This window comes from Phenylobacterium sp. T106, assembly GCF_057219735.1.
This window is the reverse complement of the sequence record NZ_JBXVWA010000002.1, coordinates 543,255-562,133: the sequence shown is the minus strand read 5'-3', so window position 1 is coordinate 562,133 and position 18,879 is coordinate 543,255. Positions and strand designations below refer to the sequence as shown.

General features: G+C 70.6%; 21 protein-coding genes. 8 read left to right on the top strand and 13 right to left on the bottom strand.

Annotated elements, in window-relative coordinates; translation table 11 throughout:
• Window positions 1-43: 43 nt before the first annotated feature.
• Window positions 44-538: a DUF3237 domain-containing protein gene (locus AC2D8W_RS07385; RefSeq protein ID WP_484670998.1), complete on the bottom strand. Its 495-nt coding sequence runs from the start codon at window positions 536-538 to the stop codon at window positions 44-46.
• Window positions 535-1,671: an alpha/beta hydrolase gene (locus AC2D8W_RS07380; protein ID WP_484670997.1), complete on the bottom strand. Its 1,137-nt coding sequence runs from the start codon at window positions 1,669-1,671 to the stop codon at window positions 535-537. The genes AC2D8W_RS07385 and AC2D8W_RS07380 overlap by 4 nt, the downstream gene beginning before the upstream one ends.
• Before the next feature lie 113 nt (window positions 1,672-1,784).
• Here AC2D8W_RS07380 and AC2D8W_RS07375 point away from each other — a divergent pair, with 113 nt between their 5' ends.
• Window positions 1,785-3,413 carry a long-chain-fatty-acid--CoA ligase gene (locus tag AC2D8W_RS07375; RefSeq protein WP_484670996.1) on the top strand — a complete coding sequence of 543 codons (1,629 nt, stop codon included), beginning with the start codon at window positions 1,785-1,787 and terminating at the stop codon, window positions 3,411-3,413.
• On the opposite strand, the gene AC2D8W_RS07370 is transcribed toward AC2D8W_RS07375, so the two are convergent.
• Both AC2D8W_RS07370 and AC2D8W_RS07365 read right to left on the bottom strand, forming a co-directional pair.
• Window positions 3,403-3,990, bottom strand: a complete 588-nt coding sequence (locus tag AC2D8W_RS07370; RefSeq protein WP_484670995.1) for an NADPH-dependent FMN reductase — start codon at window positions 3,988-3,990, stop codon at window positions 3,403-3,405. The two genes, AC2D8W_RS07375 and AC2D8W_RS07370, sit on opposite strands and share 11 nt — an antisense overlap.
• Before the next feature lie 16 nt (window positions 3,991-4,006).
• Entirely contained in the window at window positions 4,007-4,486 is a 480-nt protein-coding gene (locus AC2D8W_RS07365; RefSeq protein WP_484670994.1) for a MarR family winged helix-turn-helix transcriptional regulator, read from the bottom strand.
• 107 nt (window positions 4,487-4,593) lie between these two features.
• On the opposite strand from AC2D8W_RS07365, the gene AC2D8W_RS07360 reads away from it, so the two are divergent.
• Window positions 4,594-5,664: a hypothetical protein gene (locus AC2D8W_RS07360; RefSeq protein ID WP_484670993.1), complete on the top strand. Its 1,071-nt coding sequence runs from the start codon at window positions 4,594-4,596 to the stop codon at window positions 5,662-5,664.
• Here AC2D8W_RS07360 and AC2D8W_RS07355 read toward each other — a convergent pair.
• From AC2D8W_RS07355 to AC2D8W_RS07315, 9 genes are read right to left on the bottom strand one after another with little or no spacing between them, the layout of a single operon-like run.
• The gene (locus tag AC2D8W_RS07355; protein ID WP_484670992.1) at window positions 5,656-6,366 is read right to left on the bottom strand and encodes an alpha/beta fold hydrolase; all 711 of its coding nucleotides are present in this window, start codon (window positions 6,364-6,366) and stop codon (window positions 5,656-5,658) included. The genes AC2D8W_RS07360 and AC2D8W_RS07355 overlap by 9 nt on opposite strands.
• On the bottom strand, window positions 6,366-7,313 hold the full coding sequence (locus AC2D8W_RS07350; protein WP_484670991.1) for a 2-hydroxyacid dehydrogenase: 948 nt from the start codon (window positions 7,311-7,313) through the stop codon (window positions 6,366-6,368). Before AC2D8W_RS07350 ends, AC2D8W_RS07355 begins: the two co-directional genes overlap by 1 nt.
• Complete coding sequence (gene eno, locus AC2D8W_RS07345; RefSeq protein ID WP_484670990.1) at window positions 7,310-8,611, bottom strand: phosphopyruvate hydratase; 1,302 nt, start codon at window positions 8,609-8,611, stop codon at window positions 7,310-7,312. The genes AC2D8W_RS07350 and eno overlap by 4 nt, the downstream gene beginning before the upstream one ends.
• Window positions 8,608-9,606, bottom strand: coding sequence for a phosphotransferase family protein (locus AC2D8W_RS07340; protein ID WP_484670989.1), 999 nt, complete (start codon window positions 9,604-9,606; stop codon window positions 8,608-8,610). The genes eno and AC2D8W_RS07340 overlap by 4 nt, the downstream gene beginning before the upstream one ends.
• A gap of 41 nt (window positions 9,607-9,647) precedes the next feature.
• Window positions 9,648-9,938, bottom strand: a complete 291-nt coding sequence (locus AC2D8W_RS07335) for a putative quinol monooxygenase (RefSeq protein ID WP_293481923.1) — start codon at window positions 9,936-9,938, stop codon at window positions 9,648-9,650.
• A gap of 17 nt (window positions 9,939-9,955) precedes the next feature.
• Window positions 9,956-10,594 carry a carboxymuconolactone decarboxylase family protein gene (locus AC2D8W_RS07330; RefSeq protein ID WP_484670988.1) on the bottom strand — a complete coding sequence of 213 codons (639 nt, stop codon included), beginning with the start codon at window positions 10,592-10,594 and terminating at the stop codon, window positions 9,956-9,958.
• A gap of 34 nt (window positions 10,595-10,628) precedes the next feature.
• A complete protein-coding gene (locus AC2D8W_RS07325) occupies window positions 10,629-12,008 on the bottom strand; it encodes a spinster family MFS transporter (RefSeq protein WP_484670987.1) in 1,380 nt (459 codons plus the stop codon).
• 7 nt (window positions 12,009-12,015) lie between these two features.
• Entirely contained in the window at window positions 12,016-12,588 is a 573-nt protein-coding gene (locus tag AC2D8W_RS07320; protein WP_484670986.1) for a VOC family protein, read from the bottom strand.
• Window positions 12,589-12,617: 29 nt separating this feature from the next.
• A complete protein-coding gene (locus AC2D8W_RS07315) occupies window positions 12,618-14,843 on the bottom strand; it encodes a TonB-dependent receptor (RefSeq protein WP_484670985.1) in 2,226 nt (741 codons plus the stop codon).
• Window positions 14,844-15,017: 174 nt separating this feature from the next.
• Here AC2D8W_RS07315 and AC2D8W_RS07310 point away from each other — a divergent pair, with 174 nt between their 5' ends.
• From AC2D8W_RS07310 to AC2D8W_RS07285, 6 genes are all read left to right on the top strand, one after another.
• Window positions 15,018-15,947 carry a LysR substrate-binding domain-containing protein gene (locus AC2D8W_RS07310; RefSeq protein ID WP_484670984.1) on the top strand — a complete coding sequence of 310 codons (930 nt, stop codon included), beginning with the start codon at window positions 15,018-15,020 and terminating at the stop codon, window positions 15,945-15,947.
• A 129-nt stretch (window positions 15,948-16,076) separates the two neighbouring features.
• Entirely contained in the window at window positions 16,077-16,499 is a 423-nt protein-coding gene (locus AC2D8W_RS07305; RefSeq protein ID WP_484670983.1) for a GlcG/HbpS family heme-binding protein, read from the top strand.
• 48 nt (window positions 16,500-16,547) lie between these two features.
• Window positions 16,548-17,087: a VOC family protein gene (locus AC2D8W_RS07300; RefSeq protein ID WP_484670982.1), complete on the top strand. Its 540-nt coding sequence runs from the start codon at window positions 16,548-16,550 to the stop codon at window positions 17,085-17,087.
• A 43-nt stretch (window positions 17,088-17,130) separates the two neighbouring features.
• Entirely contained in the window at window positions 17,131-17,751 is a 621-nt protein-coding gene (locus AC2D8W_RS07295) for a VOC family protein (RefSeq protein WP_293481931.1), read from the top strand.
• A 29-nt stretch (window positions 17,752-17,780) separates the two neighbouring features.
• On the top strand, window positions 17,781-18,167 hold the full coding sequence (locus AC2D8W_RS07290; protein WP_484670981.1) for a nuclear transport factor 2 family protein: 387 nt from the start codon (window positions 17,781-17,783) through the stop codon (window positions 18,165-18,167).
• Window positions 18,168-18,201: 34 nt separating this feature from the next.
• Window positions 18,202-18,843, top strand: coding sequence for a carboxymuconolactone decarboxylase family protein (locus AC2D8W_RS07285; protein WP_484670980.1), 642 nt, complete (start codon window positions 18,202-18,204; stop codon window positions 18,841-18,843).
• The last annotated feature ends 36 nt before the right edge of the window (window positions 18,844-18,879 follow it).

Genomic DNA, 18,879 nt, shown 5'->3' with positions numbered 1-18,879 from the left:
CCTGCCCGCCCCCAGCCGGTCGCCGGGACGAGCCGGGCCGCCGTCAGCCGATCGCGTACATGAAGTGCCGGACGCCCCAGTCCATGCGCACGCCGCAGCCGACCGCGAGCACCCCGTTGAGCCAGGCGTAGCGCGGGTCGGCCGTCTCGAAGACCGGGGCGATGCGGATCGAGTAGGCGCTGGGGTCCACCTCGGGGGCGGCCGGATCGCGGAACGCCGCCGCCACGGCGTCCGGCACGACGCTGCGGCCCGCGTACGCAAGATGGATCAGCGCCCCGTCGTGCGTCCGCCACATCGAGCGCGCGTCGAAGGCGGCGACCTGAACGCCGGGCTCCATCTGGCCGCCGTGGGACCAGTTGCCGCCCCCCGGCAGGATCTCGCCGTCCAGACGCGCGCCGCGGAACCGGCCTCCGGTGATGTAGCCGACCCTGCGGGCGCTGAACGGCGTCTGGCCCAGCGCCATGATGCCGCCCTCGACCTCGAAGTCGGCGATGCACAGGGGCGTGCTGACCAGGCCCGGGAAGGCGAGCTCGCTCATCCGGCCTTCTTCGCGACCCACGCGCACAGGAGGTCCGCCATGTCGTCGCGGACCTGGCGGCTGTCCTCGAAGTAGTGCTGGCCCTTGATGAGCTGCAGCTCCTTGTCGGCGCACCCGATGTTGTTGAAGATCTTGTGGGCGTCGCTGGGGAAGACCCCCGTGTCGGCGAGGCCCTGGACGACCAGGCTGGGCGTGTCGAACTTCGCCAGCTGCTCGGCGCCCTGGCACTTCGACGTCTCCAGGCTCCACATCGACAGCCAGGTCTTCAGGTTGTTGGCCCGGCCGATGCTGGGGGAGCGGTTCGCCACGGCGGGGTGGCCGCGGTAGCACATGGGCGTCTGCCGCTCGGACGGGTCGATGCTGCCGTCCATCATCCGCAGGTCGCCCCAGCAGCGGAACAGCGGGAACAGCCGGTCGGGGACGCCGGCCGCGTTCAGCCGGGCCAGCTCGGCCTTGGCCCAGTCGGTGATGCGCTGGTTGCGGGCGCGCTGGGCGGCGCGGTAGCGGGTGATGAACTCCGGGGAGTACGGCGGCCCGTTCTCGGGGTTGAACGGGTTCAGGCTCTCGTCGGTGGCCACCGGGTCGTTCTCGTCGACCACCGAGGCGTCCATCCAGTCGGTGAGCACCTCCGGGCGCCCCTGGTGCGCGTTCAGCGAGATGTAGAGATCGGCCTTGGGCAGGGTGTTCAGCGCCTCGAGGCCGGGGCCGCTGAGGAGATCGCCCAGGGTCGGCGCGATGGCCTCGGCCTGATAGGCCCCCATCAGCGAGCCCCCGCCCGAGTTGCCCAGGATCACCACGCACTCGACGCCGGCCTTCTCCTTCAGCCAGCGCACGCCCACGCCGATGTCGACGACCGCATGCTCCAGCAGGAACTGGTCCTCTGCGCCGCGGTAGCGGGTGTTCCAGCCCAGGAACCCGCAGCCCCGCGAGGCCAGGTACGGGGCGACGTAGTGCTCGGAGAAATCGACGTTGTAGTGGGTGGCGATGAAGGCGACCTTCGGGCGCTTGCCCTTCGGGGCGGTGTAGATGCCCTGGCAGGGGTGGCCGCCCGCCATGATCCGCGGCGAGGTCGGCGAGACGAACCCCAGGAACTCACGGTCCAGCCCCGCCAGAAGGTCACTGTCGTCGATCACGCCTCGCCCCCTATGATCCGGCGAGACCTTCACGCCCCGCTCGATACTTCGCTATCTAACCATTATCGGCGAAGCGCGCGGCGCGCCACAGCGAACCGGAGGAAGCACGACACATGCGGGCCCTGATGCAGGACTGGTCCCTGACCCTGGACAAGATCCTCGACCACGCCGCCCGCTGGCACGGGGAGCGCGAGATCGTCACCCGGTCGGTCGAGGGCCCGCTGGTGCGCTCGGACTACGCGCGCCTGAAGCAGCGGGCCAAGCAGGTGTCGCACGGCCTGCTGGAGATGGGCGTCCGCCCCGGCGACCGCATCGCCACCCTGGGCTGGAACAGCGATCGCCACCTGGAGACCTGGTACGGGACGATCGGCGTCGGCGCGGTGCTGCACACGCTGAACCCGCGGCTCTTCCCGGAGCAGCTCGTCTACATCGCCAACCACGCCGGCGACACGGTGCTGTTCGCCGACCCCGCCTGCGCCGCGCTGCTGGAGGAGATCCTGCCGCAGTGTCCGACGATCCGCCGGGTGATCTTCCTGAGCGCCGAGGCGCCCGCCACATCCTTCCCGGCGGACGCCTACGAGCCCTGGCTGGCCGACCGCCCGCAGGACACGCCGTGGGGCGGCTTCGACGAGTCGTCCGCGGCAGGCCTCTGCTACACCTCGGGCACGACCGGCAATCCGAAGGGCGTGCTCTACGGCCACCGGTCGAACTACATCCACGCGATGATGACGCTGCAGCCCGACGCGTTGAACCTCTCGGCGCGCGACACGGTGCTGCTCAGCGTGCCCATGTACCACGCCAACGCCTGGGGCGTGATGTACTCGGCCCCGCTGGTGGGGGCGAAGCTGGTGCTGCCGGGCCAGAAGCTGGACGGCGCCTCGCTGCACGAACTGATGGAGACCGAGGGCGTCACCTATTCCGCCGGCGTGCCGACGCTCTGGCAGATGCTGCTGGCGCACCTGAAGGAGACGAACGGCAAGCTCACGACCCTTCAGCGGGCGACGGTCGGCGGCTCGGCCTGCCCCGAGTCGATCATCCGCACCCTGCATGACGACTACGGCGTCGACGTGATCCAGGGCTGGGGGATGACCGAGACCTCGCCGCTGGCGACCATCTCGATCCCGAAGCGGCCGGGCCTCAGCTTCGAGGAGGCCCTGCCCGGCAAGCTCAAGCAGGGCCGCCTCGTGGGCAATCTCGACCTGAAGCTGGTGGACGACGAGGGCCGGCGGCTGCCGCACGACGGCAAGACCTTCGGCCGGCTGATGATCAAGGGCCCGACGGTGGCCAGCGGCTACTACGGCAGCCCGCACAACTCGGCGGTGGACGACGAGGGCTTCTTCGACACCGGCGACGTCGCCACCATCGATGAGCACGGCGACATGCAGATCACCGACCGGGCCAAGGACGTCATCAAGTCGGGCGGCGAGTGGATCTCCTCCATCGACGTGGAGAACATCGCCGTCGGTCACCCCAAGGCGGCGCTCTGCGCCGTGCTGGGCGTCGTGCACCCGAAATGGGACGAACGGCCGGTGCTGCTGGTCCAGCTGGAACCGGGAGCCGCCGCCGAGAAGCAGGAGTTCCTGGACTTCCTGGACGGCAAGATTGCCCGCTGGTGGATGCCGGACGACGTGATCTTCGTCGACGAGATCCCCATCGGCGCCACCGGCAAGATCGACAAGAAGAAGCTGCGCGAACGCCTGACCGGCTACCAGCTCCCGTTCGATCCGAACCTCAAGCGGTAGGCGGCGACAGCTTCTCGGCCAGTTCGATCACCCGGGCGGCCATCACGCCGAGCAGCTGCGCCGGCAGCGCCTCCTTCAGCTTGCCGTTCTCGTCGAACGCCGTGGCGGCGGCCGGGATCAGCACCTGTTCGGTCGCCACGACGGTCTGGATGGTGCCCAGGATCTGGCGCAGGTGGGTCACGCCGCGCAGGCCGCCGAACGGGCTGATGGACGCGCCCATGATCCCGGCCACCTTGCCTCGGAACCCCGCGATGATGGTCGCAGGCTGGTCTTCGAAGGGCCGCGAGGCCCAGTCGATGGCGTTCTTCAGGACGCCGCTGATCGAGCCGTTGTACTCGGGCGAGGCGATCAGGAAGCCGTGGTGCGCGAGGAAGAGCGCCCGCAGGTCCCGCGCCCCCTGCGGATAGGCCGTCCGCTCCAGGTCGGCGTCGTAGAGCGGCAGGTCGAAATCCTTCAGGCGGATGGACGTCACCTCGGCGCCGCGGTCCCGCGCCTCGGCCACGGCCAGGTCCAGGAGCGCCTGGTTCAGCGATCCGGCGCGCGTGCTGCCGGAGAAGGCGAGGAGTTTGACGGCCATTCTGGTTTCGGGTCCTTCAGACGGAGGAATCGGAGTTGGCGTCCTCGCCCACGTCCTCGGCGAGGTTGCGGGCGACCTGGCTCAGGGCCTTCTTCAGGACGGCCACGTCCCGCTCGGACAGCCCCTTCAGGGCGATGGCGTTCACCTCGGCGACGGCCGGCAGCAGCAGGGGCTGCAGCGCCCTGGCCTGCGGCGTCAGGAACACGTGCACCTTGCGCCGATCCTCGTCGCTCTTGCGGCGGACGACGAAGCCGCTGCGTTCGAGGCTCTTGAGGGCGATGACGGTCGTGGGCTCGCGCATCCCTACCCGCCGGCTCAGCTCGCGCTGGGTGAGCCCGTCCTCCCTCCAGAGCACGCGCAGGAACCGCCACTGGCCGCTCGAGACGCCGTGCGGCGCGGTGCGCATCTCGAGCGCCCGCGAGAACGAGCGGAAGGCGATGCGGGTCAGGTAGCCGATGCTGTTGCCGGGATCGGCGTAGACTTGGATGTCCGTCATGGGCCCGAGCCTTCCACCGTCCGCGCCGCACTGCAATCCGGCCACCCACCACCTCGCGTTGACAGGCCCATTCACCGACCCTACCGATACATTAGAATACTAATGATTTGGAACGTCCGATGGTGCTGCCCGGCCTGCCGCTCCTGCCCACCACGATCGTCGGCAGCTACCCGCAGCCGGACTGGCTCATCGACCGGGAGGGATTGAAGTCCCGCCTGCCGCCGCGCGTGCGGGCGCAGGAGCTGTGGCGCATCAAGGACCCGCAGCAACTGGCCGACGCCCAGGAGGCGGCGACGCTGGTGGCGGTCAGCGACCAGAAGCTGGCGGGCATCCACATCGTCGGCGACGGCGAGATGCGCCGGGAAAGTTACTCAAATCGGTTGGCGACCTCGCTCGCGGGCATCGAGACGGATCCGCCGGGGCAGGCGATGGACCGGACGGGCAAGATGAACCCGGTGCCCCGGGTCGCGGGACCGATCCGCCGCACCTCGCCCATCGAGTCGCAGGACGCCGCCTTCCTGAAGGCGCGCGCCGGATGCCCGGTGAAGATCACCATCCCGGGCCCCTTCACCATGACCCAGCAGGCGCAGAACGACCACTATCCCGACATGGCGGCCCTCGCGCTGGACTACGCCGACGCTGTCAACGCCGAGGCGCGGGACCTGTTCGCCGCGGGCGTCGACATCGTGCAGCTGGACGAGCCCTACCTGCAGGCCAAGGCTGACGAGGCGCGCAGCTTCGCCATCGAGGCCATCAACCGGGCCGTGAAGGGCGTCGGCGGCGTCACCGCCCTGCACATCTGCTTCGGCTACGCCCACGTCCACCAGGGGGCCAGCAAGCCGGGCGGCTACGCGTTCCTGGAGGAACTCGAGGACTCCCACATCGACATCATCTCGATCGAGGCGGCCCAGCCCAGACTCGACCCGTCGATCCTGCGGGAGCTGCCGACCAAGCACATCATGTACGGCGTGATCGACCTGAACGATCCCGACGTGGAGACGCCCCAGGTGGTGGCGGACCGCATCCGCCAGGCCCTGCCCTACATCGACGCCGAGCGCCTGCTGATCGCCCCGGACTGCGGCATGAAGTACATCAGCCGCGAGACCGCCTTCGGCAAGCTGAAGGCCATGGCCGACGGAGCGGCGATCGTGCGCCGGGAGCTGACCGGCTCAGACTGAGACCTGTCCGGCCAGCCAGTCGGCCAGCAGGCGGTTCGTGGCGTGGGGCCGCTCCAGCGTAGGCAGGTGGCCGCAGTCGTCGATCGTCACGCCCCGGGCGCCGGGAACGCCGCCGACGATCTCCTCGAAGTGCGCCTGCGTGGTGATCCCGTCCTGGGCGCCCCTGACCACCAGGGTGGGCGTGGTGATCGCCGCCAGTCCAGGCCGGCTGTCGGCGCGCGCCATGATCGCCCTTTGCTGGCGCAGGAAGGTCTCGGCGCCGGTGTCCGCCGCCATGCGCCGCACGACCTCGAGCAGCGGCGCGTCCTCCCGCCGGGCCGGGTGGACGAGGATCGGGATGCGCTCCTCGACGACCTCGGCGAAGCGGCCCGCCTCCACCAGCCGGATGTAGCCCTGCCGCCGCTCCGTCTGGGCCGGTCCGTCGTTGGGCGCGAGGGTGGCGATCAGGACCAGGCTCGCGAGCCGCTCGGGCGCGCGGCGGGCGACCTCGAAGGCCGTGAAGCCGCCCATGGCGTGGGCGACCAGGTGGAAGCGTTCGGGCGCCTCGGCGAGCAGCCGATCGGCCATGCCGCCGATGGTCTCGTCCCGCGTGTGGTCGGACAGGCGAAGGTCGTAGTCCCGCGACAGGCCCGCGATCTGCGGGGCCCAGCATTCGGCGGTGAGCAGCTGCCCGGAGGCGAAGACGACGGCAGGACGCGGCATCAGACCACCTGATGGACCAACGGCCGGCCCGAGCCCAGCCGCGCGCAGTTGTCGAACGCGACCGTCAGGCTGCGGTCAAGCGTCTCGGGCGTCAGCCAGGCCATGTGCGGGGCCACGACGACGTTGGGCAAGGCCAGCAGCGGGTTGGCCGGATCCACCGGTTCCTGCGCGAAGACGTCGAGCCCGGCGCCCCGCAGCCGCCCCGACTGAAGCGCTGCAAGCAGGGCCGCCTCATCGACGAGCCCGCCGCGGGCGGTGTTCACCAGGATCGCGCCGGGCCGCATGGCGGCCAGCGCCTCGGCGTCGATCAGGCGTTCGGTCTCCGGGGTGAGCGGGAGGTGCAGCGAGACGATGTCCGCCTCGGCCAGCAGTTCGGGCAGGGTGCGGAACGGCGCGGCGACCTCGGGCTTGGCGTTGCGGGCGGTGTAAATCACCCGGGCCCCCAGCGCTTCCACCACCGGCCCAAGCCGTGACGCCGAGGCGCCGTAGCCGACAAACCCCACCGTCCGCCCGGCGATCTCGCCGGCGCCGTCCACCAGGTCGGGATCGGGCGCCCAGCCATCCCCGCGCCGGGTCAGCGGATCCAGGTAGGAGATCCGGCGCAGGACGGCGAGCATCAGGGTCAGCGCCATCTCGGCCACGGCCTGGCTGTTCGTGCCCGGCATGTTGCAGACCGCGACGCCGGCGTGCTTGGCCGCCTCCAGGTCGATGGTGTTCACGCCCACGCCCAGCTTCTGGATCAGCCGCAGCTTCGGCGCGCCCGCGATCATCTGCGCGGTCACCGGCTTCAGCACATGCAGTAGGACGTCGGCGTCGGCGATCTCGCGCGCGAAGCCGGCGTCGTCCGTCTCGTCGACGACCACGGCGTCGACGCCCGCCGCGGCCGCCTGCGCGGCGAGCGCGGCGCGGAAGCCGCGGCTGGCGCGATAGTGGAGCACCGCCTTCATGCGAGGCCCGCCGCCACCGAGGGCGCGAGCGCGGAGGGGCCGGCGAACACGGCGTCCGCGCCCATGGCCTCCTCGATCCGCAGCAGCTCGTTCCACTTCGCCATCCGTTCCGAGCGCGCGAAGCTGCCGACCTTGATCTGCCCGGCGTCCCAGCCGGTGGCGAGATGGGCGATGCTGACGTCCTCGGTCTCGCCCGAGCGGGCCGAGACGATGGCCCCCCAGCCCAGGGCCCGCGCCGCATCCAGCGCCGCCTTGGCCCGCGAGACGAGCCCCGCCTGGTTCACCTTGACCAGCACCGCGTTGCCCGCGCCGGCGGCCGCGGCCCGGCGCACGCGCTCGGCGCTGGTCACCAGGATGTCGTCGCCGATGAGCTGGACGCGATCGCCGTAGGCGCGGGTGGCCTGGGCGAAGCCGTCGAGGTCGTCCTGCGAGACCGGGTCCTCGATGGAGAGGATGGGGTAGCGCCGCACCCAGTCGGCCACCTGTTCCACCATCTCGGCGGTGGACAGCTCGCGCGTCTCCAGGCCCAGGCGGTAGCGGCCGCCGCCCACGTCCAGTTCGTTGGCCGCGATGTCCAGCGAGATGAACACGTCCTCGCCCGGCCGGTGGCCCGAACGCTCGATGGACTGCGTCAGCGCCTGGAGCGCGTCCTCGTTGGAGTCGAAGGCCGGCCACCAGCCGCCCTCGTCGGCGGCCCCCGCCAGGCGGCCCGTGGCGGCCATCAGCCGGCCGGCGGCGTGGAACACGTCGGCGGTCACCTCCAGCGCCTCGCGCACGCTGTCGGCCTTCGGGACCATCACCATGAAGTCCTGGACGTCGGTGCGCCGGCCCGCGTGGGCGCCGCCGCCGAAGATCTGGATCTCCGGCAGGGGCACGCGGACCTTCCGCCCCTGGGCCAGGTGCGCCCACAGCGGCAGGCCCTCGGCCGCGGCCGCGGCGTGCAGCGCCGCCAGCGAGACCGCCACGGTGGCGTTGCCGCCCAGGCGGCCAAGGTTCGGCGTGCCGTCCAGGGCCTCCAGCCGCGCGTCGAGCGCCGCCTGGTCGGCCGCGTCCGCGCCCGCGAACGCCCCGGCGATCTCGCCGTTCACGCCGGCGACGGCGCGGTCGACGCCCAGGCCGCCGAAGCGGGCGCCCCCGTCGCGCAGTTCGTGCGCCTCGTGCGCGCCGCGCGAGGCCCCGGCGGGCGCACAGGCGCGGCCGGTCGCGCCGCCGGCCAGGGCCACCTCGGCCTCCACCGTGGGCCGCCCGCGCGAGTCCCAGACCTGCCGGGCGCGCACCGCCGTGATCGTCGTCTTCATCGCGCCTCCAGCGCCCTGCCCCATTCCGCCGCCAGCCCGTCGAGGCGATCCACGTCGGCCGCGATCAGCCGCCGGGCCGTCCCGCGCACGAACGCCTTGTCGGCGTCAGCCTGGAGGTACTCGGCGGGGGACTTGCCGTCCACGCGGGCCAGCAGGATCGCCGCCGCGAGCCGCGCCGCGCGGGCGTCCAGGCCTGCGGGAGCCTCCCAGGTCACGCCCGCGAGGTAGGCGGCCTGCAGGCGCGCCAGAGCCGCCAGGTAGGCCGGCGCATGTGCGGGCTTCCACACCGTCTTCAGGTGCAGATGGGCCGTGCAGAAGGCGAGATCGAAGGCCGGATCCCCATACCACGCGCACTCCGCGTCCAGCAGCACCGGGCCGGCCGGTCCGTCCAGGATGTTTTTGGGGCTCGCGTCGCCGTGCGCCAGCGAGATGCGCCGCGCCGCCGTCGTGTCCGCCAGGTCGACCAGACGTCGCGCCAGATCCGGGTGCGCCAGCGCCGCGTGCCGGAAGAACGGCGCCAGGCGCAGCTCCTCGAAGAGCGCCGTGGTGTCGAACCGGGCCGCCAGCGCCGCGTCCCCCGCGGCGCCCGCATGCAGCGCCGCGAGCAGCCGGCCCACCTGGGCGGCGAAGTCGGCGTCCACCTTTCCCGCGGCCAGATCGGACTTCCAGACGCTGTGCGCGGCGGGGTCGAAGAAGGTCATGACGAAGAGGTGCGCGTCGCGATCCTCGTAGATCACCTTGGGGATCGCGCCGCCGGCGAAGGGCTCGGACGCGCGAAGCCACTCCACCTCGTAGTGCGAACGCTCCACGGGCGCGCGCCAGTCGGCCGCCACGCGCAGCTTGGGCAGGGCCCGCTTGACGCCGTAGACGCCGTGCGCCGTCTCGAGCCGGAACACGTCGCTGGACACGCCGCCCGTCAGCGGCTCCAGGCGCGCGACGTCGCCGTCGGCCAGGAAGCCGCCGCGCCTCAGAGCGTCCAGGATCTCGGCCGACATCCCGCTTTCGTTAGAAGGCTAAGCGATCGGCGTCCAGCGGCTCAGACCGCGTCATAGACCTCGACCACGGTCCGCTCGGCGATCAGCGGCGCCATGCGGGGACGGTTCGCCACGATGTGGGGCGCGGCGCGATGGGCCTCCAGGGCCGCGTCGTCGTCGTAGAGCTCCATCACCACGTAGCTGTCCGGATCCTGGCGGGAGCGCACCAGCTGGTAGAGCCGGTTGGCCGGCTCGTTCGCCCGCACGCCCTTCGCCTGCTCGGCGAACGCCGCCTCGAACTCCGCGCCCTTGCCCGCCACCACCTTCACGCGGGCGATCACACCGATCGTCACAGGGTTCCTCCCAAAGCTCACGCGCCGCCGCGTTCGGCCCAGACCGGATCGCGCCAGTCCTGCACCCCGCCCTGCTCGGGCGCGGGGATCTCGACCACCCGCTCGGGCACGTCGTCGTACTCGAGGCGCAGCGCCTTCGTGCTGGTGGCGTGCAGCGCATACATGTTCACGAAGTAAGTCAGCATCAGGATGTGGTCTTCCGGCAGCGCCTTGCGCAGCGCCTCGAACACGCAGTCGTGCACCCGTCCGCCTTCGAGGATCATCCCGTCCACATAGGCCAGCACCGCGCGCTCGGCGTCGCTGAAGACGTCCGAGATCGTCCAGTAGGGCACGGCGCGGACCTTCTCCTCGCTCACGCCCGCACGGCGCGCCGACTTCGAGTGCTGCGAGAAGACGAAGTGGCTTCCGCGCGCGTAGCCCGTCCGCAGCACGGCCAGTTCGCGCAGCTGGGGATCGAGCGGGCAGTCGCCCGCCGGATAGGCCCGGAACGCGCGCAGGATCCCCGGCACCCGCGCCCAGGCGGTCCACCAGTTGCCCGGGGTCCCCGTGGCCGTGCCCGGCTCCTCCACCGGATCCCGGGCGCCGAAGACCTCGGCGTAGAAGGCCAGCACGTCCTCGGGCGCCTTGCTGCGGGAAAGGGGCGTTACGCGGGGCATCAGCGAACTCCTGACGACGTTCGGAAAATGGGTTTCATGCCGCCGGCGCCTCATGCTGCCGGGCGGACCGTTCGAGGCTGTCGCGCAGGCCGGGGCGGCCGACGGCGAGCAGGACGACGACCAGCGGCGTGATCACGGCGCTGGCCGTGGCGAGGGACCAGCCCACGGCCATCTCGTCGCGGTAGAGATAGTCGGTCAGCATCGCCACCACGGTGGGGCCCGTGGCGACCCCCAGCAGGTTGGTGACGAGCGAGAACAGCGCGGTCAGCTGGCCCCGCAGCTGGTTCGGGGCGACGGCCTGCAGCGCCGTCATGATCAGCGACACGGGGAAGCTGCTGAAGAACGTCGAGCACACCAGGAGGCCGAGGGCGATTTCGGCCGTCGGCGCGAACATGGCGCTGATGAAGAGGACCATTGTGGTGGTGGCCGAGATCATCGGCAGCAGGAAGTAGGCGTCGCGGACGCCCCGGCTTTCCATCCACTCGGCGACCCGGCCGCCCGCCAGCACCCCGGCGCCGCCCATGACCGCCAGGATCCCGCCGTAGACGTAGCCGATGTCCTGCGGCGCCCACTCGTGCACGCGGATGAAGAAGGTGGGGGTCCAGGCGACGACGCCGAACCCCAGCATCGAGCTCATCGAGAAGCCGGCGAAGTGGCTGAAGATCATGCGCCGGTTGGCGCCCAGGAAGGCGCGCATCTCGCCCCGCCCGGCGCCGCTGGCGGTCGCCGCGCGGGTGACGCCCCGCCGCGCCGGCTCCTTCACGAAGGCCATGGGGATCAGCACCAGGAGCCCGCCCAGGCCCACCAGCACGAAGGTCATCTGCCAGGGCCGCAGCACGCCGAGGCCGGGCAGCGCGATGGGCGGCAGCTGGGCGACCAGGTGGATCGCCAGCCCGCCGATCACCAGGGCCAGGCCGGCTCCCACGTACTGCGCGCCCGTGTAGAAGCTGATCGCCCGCGTCAGCTTGTGCCGCGGGAAGTAGTCGCTGATCGTCGACAGCGCGCTGGGGCCCAGCGACGCCTCGCCGATGCCCACGGAGATCCGGGCGACGAACAGCTGGATGAAGTTCTGCGCGGCGCCGCACGCCGCGGTGGCGAGGCCCCAGAACAGGGCCCCCAGCATGATGATCCGCTTGCGGTTTCCCCGGTCGGCCAGGCGGCCGAACAGAAGGCCGAAAACGACGAAGAAGATCACGAAGGCGGCGCCCGCGAGCAGGCTCACCTCCGTGTCCGTCAGGTTGAAGTCCCGTTTGATGGGCGCGAACAGCAGCGTGAGGATCTGCCGCTCGACGTAGGACATCATGTTGACCAGCGACAGCGCGCCGACGACGAACCAGGCGTAGGTCGCCGGCGGATACTCTGCCGAGGCCGGCGCGGGCGGCGACGAGGGTTCGGTCTGCGCCTGCGCGGTCATCTGGGTCTTAGGCCGGAACCTTGCCCAGGGCGTTCAGCGGCACGCGCTCGCCCTTGGCGTTGACCGGATCGTGGGCCACGTCGCTGGGCCGGTAGTCGCGGGTCAGCGCCGCCAGCTCCATGTGGATGCCGTTCGGGTCGCGGAAGTACATCGACCGGATCCACGTGAGCGGGGTCACCTCCTCCGAACCGTGCCGGTCGGAGTCCTCGTGGTTGAGCACCCGCAGCGACACGCCCTTCTTGCGCAGGCGATCGGCGTACTCGTCGAACTTCTCCAGCGGGATGTTGATCGCCAGGTGGTTCATCGAGGCGTGCGCCGTCTGCGAGCCCACCTTCTGGTAGTCGGGATGCATGGAGGCGACGCCGGGCGCCGCCTCCGGCGCATTGGGGAACCAGAAGAAGGCGATCGAGCCGCCGCCGCCGCAGTCGAAGAAGAAGTGCTGACCGCGCCCGTTGGGCAGGTCGATCGTCTTCACGAGCGGCATCTCCAGGACGTTGGTGTAGAAATCCACCGTCTCGGCCATGTCGCGGGCGACAAGGGCCACGTGGTTCACGCCGCTGTAGCGCATGGGCTCAGTCATCATCGTCTCCTTCTGGCGGTCCCCCGAGGCTATTCGCCGAGGTTGACCCGCAGCTCGACCCCGTATGTGCGGGGCTCGGCGAAGTAGAGCTGGGTCAGCACGCCGGCCGTGGGCACGGCGGAGAGCCGGTGCGCCACGTTGTTCAGGTTCTTGCCCCAGAGCGACGCGCGCCAGCGGCCCTTGGGCTCGACGTAGGTCAGGCTCGCGTCCCAGACGTTGTAGGCCTTCTGGAAGCCCTGCGGCACGTTCAGGGTGTCGGTGAAGTGCGAACCCTCGTGCGACCAGGCCACGTCGGGGGTGATGGTCCCACCGCCCGCCAGCTCGAAGTCGTACGAGACGCTGACACGGCTGGTGATCTCCGGCACGCGGGTCGGCACCAGCTTGCAGGGGCCGCTGAGCGAGCGGTCGCGCAGGCCGCCGCAGGGGTTGGCCGCCGTCGCCGCGCCGCCCGAGAGGTTGGCGACGAAGCTGGTGTACTCGGCGTCGAGGTAGCCGACCGACGCACTCACGGTCAGGTTCTCGATCGGCAGCGCCGTCACCTCGAACTCGATGCCGCGGGCGCGCTCGTTGGCGTTGTTGGCGACCACCTGCTCCTCGCCGGTGCCCACCGTGGCCGGCCGGAACACCGAGACCTGCAGGTCGCTGTACTTGTTCCAGAACGCCGCCACGTTCACGCGCAGGCGGTTCTCCAGCCAGTCGGACTTCAGGCCGACCTCGAACGCTTTGGCCTTCTCGGGACGGAACGGCCCGATGGTGGCCGCCGAGGCGGCGCGTGAGTTGAAGCCGCCGCTCTTGAAGCCCGTCGAGTAGCTCGCATAGACCATCGCGTCGGCGTTGATCTGGTAGTTGGCGCCGAGGTGGTAGGTGAACCGCGACCAGTCCTCGGACGCGACCACCGCGGGCGTCGCCGCGAACGTCGCGATCGGACGCTGCAGCCGGCGCACGAAGTCCTTCTCCTGCCAGGAGTAGCGGCCGCCCGCCGTCAGCGTGAGCTGTTCGGTGACGTCGAAGTCCACCTGCGCGAAGCCGGCGGCGGTCTTCTCCTTCTGGCGCGACGCCTCGTAGGTCTGGGTCGCGAGGAAGAAGATCTGGTCGGCGTCCCACTTGGTGCGGCCGGCGTAGACGCCGGTCACGAACTGGAACGGGCCCTCCAGATCGGACTCGATCCGCAGTTCCTGCGACATCGTCTTGTGGCGCTTGCTGGCGGTGGTCTCGAAGAACGCCAGGTCGGTGACGTCGAAGTCGCTGTACGAGAAGTTCGAGCTGCGGATGATCCCGCTGACCGAGACGATCCGGTAGCCCTGGCCCTGGTAGGCGAGGTTGAGGGCGCCGAAGTAGGTGTCCTGGAAGTCGCCGCTGGGGAAGTTCCGCATGGCGATGAAGGGATCGGTCGGACCGCCCGGGAAGCCGAAGCCCGGCCGCCCCGCCCGCGACAGGGCGTCGGTGGGGAACGAGCCGTTCACGCCGCCGACCGAGTCGCTGCGGTCCTTCACGTACGAGTAGCTCGCGTTCACCTCGAGCTTCTCGGTGGCGTTCCACCGCATGGCCAGGCGGATCGACTGGACGTCGTCGCCGGCCAGCCACTCCTCGACCGGCTGCAGGCCCGCGGGCGTGCGGTAGAGGTTGTGCATGTAGCCCGACGAGTGCTGACGCGTGGCCGACAGCCGGAAGGCCAGCGAATCGCTGACCGGCAGGTCCGCCGCCATCGAGGCGTCGGCCCGCCCGTAGTTGCCCACGCGCAGCAGGCCGCTGAAGCTGTAGGCGTCGCCCGGCTTCTTGGTCGTGATGTTGATCACGCCGCCCGTGGTGTTCTTGCCGAACAGCGTGCCCTGCGGCCCCCGCAGCAGTTCGATCTGCTGGATGTCGAAGGTGCTCTGCAGCGCGCCGATGTTGCGGGTGAAGAAGACCCCGTCGACCGCGATGCCGACGCTGGGGTCGATCGCCTGGTCCACGCCCTGGTAGCCGATGCCCCGCGAGTAGGCGACCGAGGCGTTGCGGTGGATCGCGCCCACGCCCTCGATGGTGAAGTTCGGCGCCGCCCGGGTGAAGTCCGAGAGGTCCTGCACGAACATCTTCTCGATCTGCGTCTCGCTGATCGCGGTGACGGCCACCGGCGTCTCCTGCAGCGACTCGGCGCGCATCCGGGCCGTGACCACCAGCTCCTCGATGGCGTTGTCGGTTTCGGCGGCGCCCGCAGGGGCCCCCACGGCGATCGCGCCCAGGCAGGCCGACGCCATCAGCAGGTTCTTGAACATATCCCTCCTCCCCGCCGGCATAGCGCCGGTCATTGTCTTGCTTGGGGAGAATGTTAGGTTGCGAAGCATTTTCGCCCTACGGCATAAAATTTTGGCGTTTAGACAAATCCGCTTTGTCGCCCTGCCCGAACCCCCCGCGGGCTTACTGGCCCCGGCGAGCCCTTTGGTGACCCCGTGCGCCTGCCTCCCCTGACCGCGCTCCGCGCCTTCGAGGCCGTCGGCCGGCTGGGCAACGTGCGCGAGGCCGCCGACGAGCTGAACGTCACGCCCGCGGCGGTCAGCCACCAGATCCGGACGCTGGAGGACCACCTGGGCGTCGAGCTCTTCGTCCGCGGCGCCCGCGGCCTGCAGCTGACCGGTCCGGGCGCGGAGTTCCTGGCTTCGGCGACCGAGGCCTTCCAGACCCTGCACGCCGGCGTCGAGCGGCTGGCGCGCCGGTCGTGCGTCGAGCGGCTGGTGGTGAACAGCCTGCCGTCGTTCGCCGCCAACTTCCTGGTGCCGCGACTGGCCCAGTTCCACCAGGACCACCCCAACATCGAGCTCGAGATCAACACCGGTGGGCGGTTCGGCGAGGTCGTCGACCTCCGCGGCCTGGGCGCCGACATCGCCATCCGCGCCGGCCTGGACAAGAGCGCCTTCCCGGGGCTCACCGCCGAACGGCTGGTGCCCGAGGTCATGTTCCCGGTCTGCACCGCGTCCACGCGCGACGGGCCCGTGGCGCTGCGGACGCCCGACGACCTGGTGAACCACACCCTCATCATCGTCTCGCGCACGCCCGAGGGGTGGCCCGAGTGGATCGAGCGCGCGCGCGCCCTGGGTTGGGAGATGCCGGGCCTCGACCCGCACCACGGCCTGCGGTTCGACACCATCCAGCTCGCGACCACGGCGGCCCTGCAGGGCATGGGCGTCGTGATCGGCCGCCGGCCGCTGGTGGACAACTTCCTGACGTCCGGCGCCCTGGTCGCGCCCTTCGACATCGAGGTGACCAGCCGGATCGCCTACTGGCTCGTCTATTCCCCCGCGATGGCCAGCACGCCGCGGCTGCAGGCCTTCCGCACCTGGCTGCGATGGGAGCTCGGCCTCGCCGCCAACGAGCTCGCGTGACGGCCAATTATTTTGACGGTCGCCGCAAATCATTTTGGGGCGCCGGCCCCTGCGTCACATCGGTAAACCTAGAAGCAAGGCCCCTCGAAGGGCGGCCGAAAAGAAGACGGTCCGGGAGAGATGACGCCGATGGGTGCGCGCACCTTCACCAAGGGCTCGATCACGTCGCAGGCGGCCGCGGACGTCCTGCGCGCCGCCGAAGCCAAGGCCGCGGAGATGGGCGTGCCGATGGTCATCGCCGTGGTCGACGAATCCGGCGTCCTGAAGGCCTTCTCGCGGATGGACGGCGCGCCCCTGCTGTCGGTCGAGCTGGCGACGGACAAGGCCTACACCTCCGCCGCCTACGGCATTCCCACCCACGGGTGGCATGAGTTCATCAAGAACGACCCGCCGCTGCTGCACGGCATCATCAAGACCCCGCGGCTGATCGTGTTCGGTGGCGGCTATCCCATCGAGATCGACGGCGCGGTCGTGGGCGGCGTCGGCGTCAGCGGCGGCCACTACGAGCAGGACATGGAGGTTGCGAAAGCAGGCCTCGCGGCGCTTTCCTGATAGGATGAGGGCCCAGGCCGCCACAGGCTCCAGAGCGCGAGGCTCACGATGGACAGCCGTCGAGACACGCCGAGGTTCAGCTTCCGGGGCGTCAACCACATCGCCCTGGTGGCGCGCGACATGGCGCGGACCGTCGCGTTCTACCGCGACCTGCTGGGGATGCCGCTCGTGAAGACCCTGGAACTGCCCGACGGCAAGGGCCAGCACTTCTTCTTCGACGCCGGCGGCGGCGCGTCGATCGCCTTCTTCTGGTTTCCCGACGCGCCCGAGGCGCAGCCCGGGATCGTGCAGGCCCCGCGCGGGGGAGGCCCCTCGGCGCACGGCTCGATGAACCACCTCGCCCTGGATGTGGCGCCTGAGGAGCTGGAGGTGTTCCGCCACCGCCTCGTCGAGGCCGGGGTCGACGTCACCGACGTGGTCTCGCACCGCGACCCGTCCCCACTGGTGGGCGACGATCCCACCTTCATCCGCTCTATCTATTTCCACGATCCCGACGGGATCCGGCTCGAGTTCGCGGCCTGGGCCCGCGAACTCACGCTGCTCGACGTTTCCCACGCGCCGCGGTCCGCCGCCGCGCTCCAGCCCTGAACGAGACCGCGGCGCGCAACGGGCGCCGCAGAAGGAGGTAGTGATGAACAGGAACCGCGAGTTCGAGATCCGGGGCGTCAACCACGTCGCCCTTGTGTGCAAGGACATGGCGCGCACGGTGGAGTTCTACCGCGACGTGCTGGGCATGCCCCTCACCAAGACCATCGACCTGCCCAACAACATGGGCCAGCACTTCTTCTTCGACATCGGCAACGGCGACTCGCTCGCGTTCTTCTGGTTCCCGGACGCCCAGGAAGGCATCCCCGGGGTCTCGGCCCCGACCACGCTGCCCGGCCAGGGCGGGCTCGCCTCGGCGCACGGCTCGATGAACCACCTCGCCTTCGACGTCCCGCCCGAGAAGTTCGACGAGTACTGCGAGCGTCTGAAGGCGAAGGGCGTCGCGGTGTCCGCGATCTCGAACCACGACAACTCGCCGCGCCAGATCTCGCCCACGGTCACCGACGACGTGTTCGTCCGCTCGATCTACTTCTTCGACCCCGACGGCGCGCTGCTCGAGTTCGCCGCCTGGACGAAGCCGCTCGGGCCCCAGGACATCGCGCACGAGGCGGCGCGGGCGGACGGCACCCGCAGCGTCAACCTGGTCCTGAACCCCGACGGGACGCCGCGCGAGCCCGGCCGTCGCGTGGCCGAGCCGGCCGAGTAGACGTTCCGTCCAGACCCGAGGCGATGGTGATGACCGACGAGGCCATGCGCGCGCTGGCCAAGCGCTTCTTCGACTGCGTGGAAGCCGGCGACGTGGACGGCCTTGTCGCCTGCTACGCGCCGGACGCCCGCATCTGGCACAACACCGACCGCCTCGAGCAGACGCCGGCCGAGAACGAGGCCACGCTCAAGGGCATGGTCAAGCGGATCCTGGAGCGGGAGTACGCCGACCGGCGGCTCCAGGTCTTCCCGGGCGGCTTCGTCCAGCAGCATGTGCTGAAGGGCGTGCGGGCCCACGACGGGGTCCGCCTCGAACTGCCGGCCTGCATCGTCTGCGAGGTCGAGGAGGGCAGGATCACCCGCCTCGACGAGTACTTCGACTCCGCCGCGGTGGCGGAGTTCCGGAAGTTCGCCTGACCCACCCCGATCCCATCCCTACCGGAGCCCGCTGATGCCCGTCCTGCGCCAGGTCCCCCGCTCGGAAGTCACCGCCGAAGTGGTGAACCGCTACTACGACCGCCTGTTCGGCCCGGGCCGCGATCCGGTCGCGGAGCCCGGCACGGCCACGGGCACCCCGGGCGACTGGTGGACCGTCTTCGCCATCTGCCCCGACATCTTCCAGCACGCCGTCGACGGGTTCGCCGTCTATCGCCATCCGGACCGCAAGCTGGACCCCGTGCTGCGCGAGCTGGGCCAGACCCGCGCCGGCTGGGTGAAGGGCAGCCAGTTCGTCTTCTCGCAGCACTGCAAGTCGCTGCGCAGCCTGGGCGTGTCGGAGGAGAAGATCGCCGCCGTCCCGCATTGGCAGGTGTCGGACGTGTTCGACGACAAGGAGCGCGCGGTCCTGGCCTATGCCGACTGCCTGACCGCCGGGGACGGCCGCACGCCGCTCGAGGTGTTCGAGAAGCTGCGCACCTTCTGGGGCGACGAGGAGATCTTCGAGTTCACCTACATCACCACGCTCTACGCGATGCATGCGGTGATCACGCGCGCGCTGCGGATGGAGTTCGATAACCGCCCCGAGCCGATCGTCGAGGTGGCCGCGCCCGAGGGTTTCAACGCCCAGGAATTCCTGGCGCCGCGGCAGTCCTGAGAACGCCGGCCTTGAGCGCCCGGGCGGCGCGGGCCC

Excerpts from the sequence above, each read along its gene's own strand:
- AC2D8W_RS07385 (WP_484670998.1), bottom strand. The coding sequence starts at position 538 with ATGAGCGAGCTCGCCTTCCCGGGCCTGGTCAGCACGCCCCTGTGCATC.
- AC2D8W_RS07375 (WP_484670996.1), top strand. The coding sequence starts at position 1,785 with ATGCGGGCCCTGATGCAGGACTGGTCCCTGACCCTGGACAAGATCCTC.
- AC2D8W_RS07370 (WP_484670995.1), bottom strand. The coding sequence starts at position 3,990 with ATGGCCGTCAAACTCCTCGCCTTCTCCGGCAGCACGCGCGCCGGATCG.
- AC2D8W_RS07365 (WP_484670994.1), bottom strand. The coding sequence starts at position 4,486 with ATGACGGACATCCAAGTCTACGCCGATCCCGGCAACAGCATCGGCTAC.
- AC2D8W_RS07355 (WP_484670992.1), bottom strand. The coding sequence starts at position 6,366 with ATGCCGCGTCCTGCCGTCGTCTTCGCCTCCGGGCAGCTGCTCACCGCC.
- AC2D8W_RS07350 (WP_484670991.1), bottom strand. The coding sequence starts at position 7,313 with ATGAAGGCGGTGCTCCACTATCGCGCCAGCCGCGGCTTCCGCGCCGCG.
- eno (WP_484670990.1), bottom strand. The coding sequence starts at position 8,611 with ATGAAGACGACGATCACGGCGGTGCGCGCCCGGCAGGTCTGGGACTCG.
- AC2D8W_RS07340 (WP_484670989.1), bottom strand. The coding sequence starts at position 9,606 with ATGTCGGCCGAGATCCTGGACGCTCTGAGGCGCGGCGGCTTCCTGGCC.
- AC2D8W_RS07330 (WP_484670988.1), bottom strand. The coding sequence starts at position 10,594 with ATGCCCCGCGTAACGCCCCTTTCCCGCAGCAAGGCGCCCGAGGACGTG.
- AC2D8W_RS07325 (WP_484670987.1), bottom strand. The coding sequence starts at position 12,008 with ATGACCGCGCAGGCGCAGACCGAACCCTCGTCGCCGCCCGCGCCGGCC.
- AC2D8W_RS07320 (WP_484670986.1), bottom strand. The coding sequence starts at position 12,588 with ATGACTGAGCCCATGCGCTACAGCGGCGTGAACCACGTGGCCCTTGTC.
- AC2D8W_RS07315 (WP_484670985.1), bottom strand. The coding sequence starts at position 14,843 with ATGTTCAAGAACCTGCTGATGGCGTCGGCCTGCCTGGGCGCGATCGCC.
- AC2D8W_RS07305 (WP_484670983.1), top strand. The coding sequence starts at position 16,077 with ATGGGTGCGCGCACCTTCACCAAGGGCTCGATCACGTCGCAGGCGGCC.
- AC2D8W_RS07300 (WP_484670982.1), top strand. The coding sequence starts at position 16,548 with ATGGACAGCCGTCGAGACACGCCGAGGTTCAGCTTCCGGGGCGTCAAC.
- AC2D8W_RS07295 (WP_293481931.1), top strand. The coding sequence starts at position 17,131 with ATGAACAGGAACCGCGAGTTCGAGATCCGGGGCGTCAACCACGTCGCC.
- AC2D8W_RS07290 (WP_484670981.1), top strand. The coding sequence starts at position 17,781 with ATGACCGACGAGGCCATGCGCGCGCTGGCCAAGCGCTTCTTCGACTGC.
- AC2D8W_RS07285 (WP_484670980.1), top strand. The coding sequence starts at position 18,202 with ATGCCCGTCCTGCGCCAGGTCCCCCGCTCGGAAGTCACCGCCGAAGTG.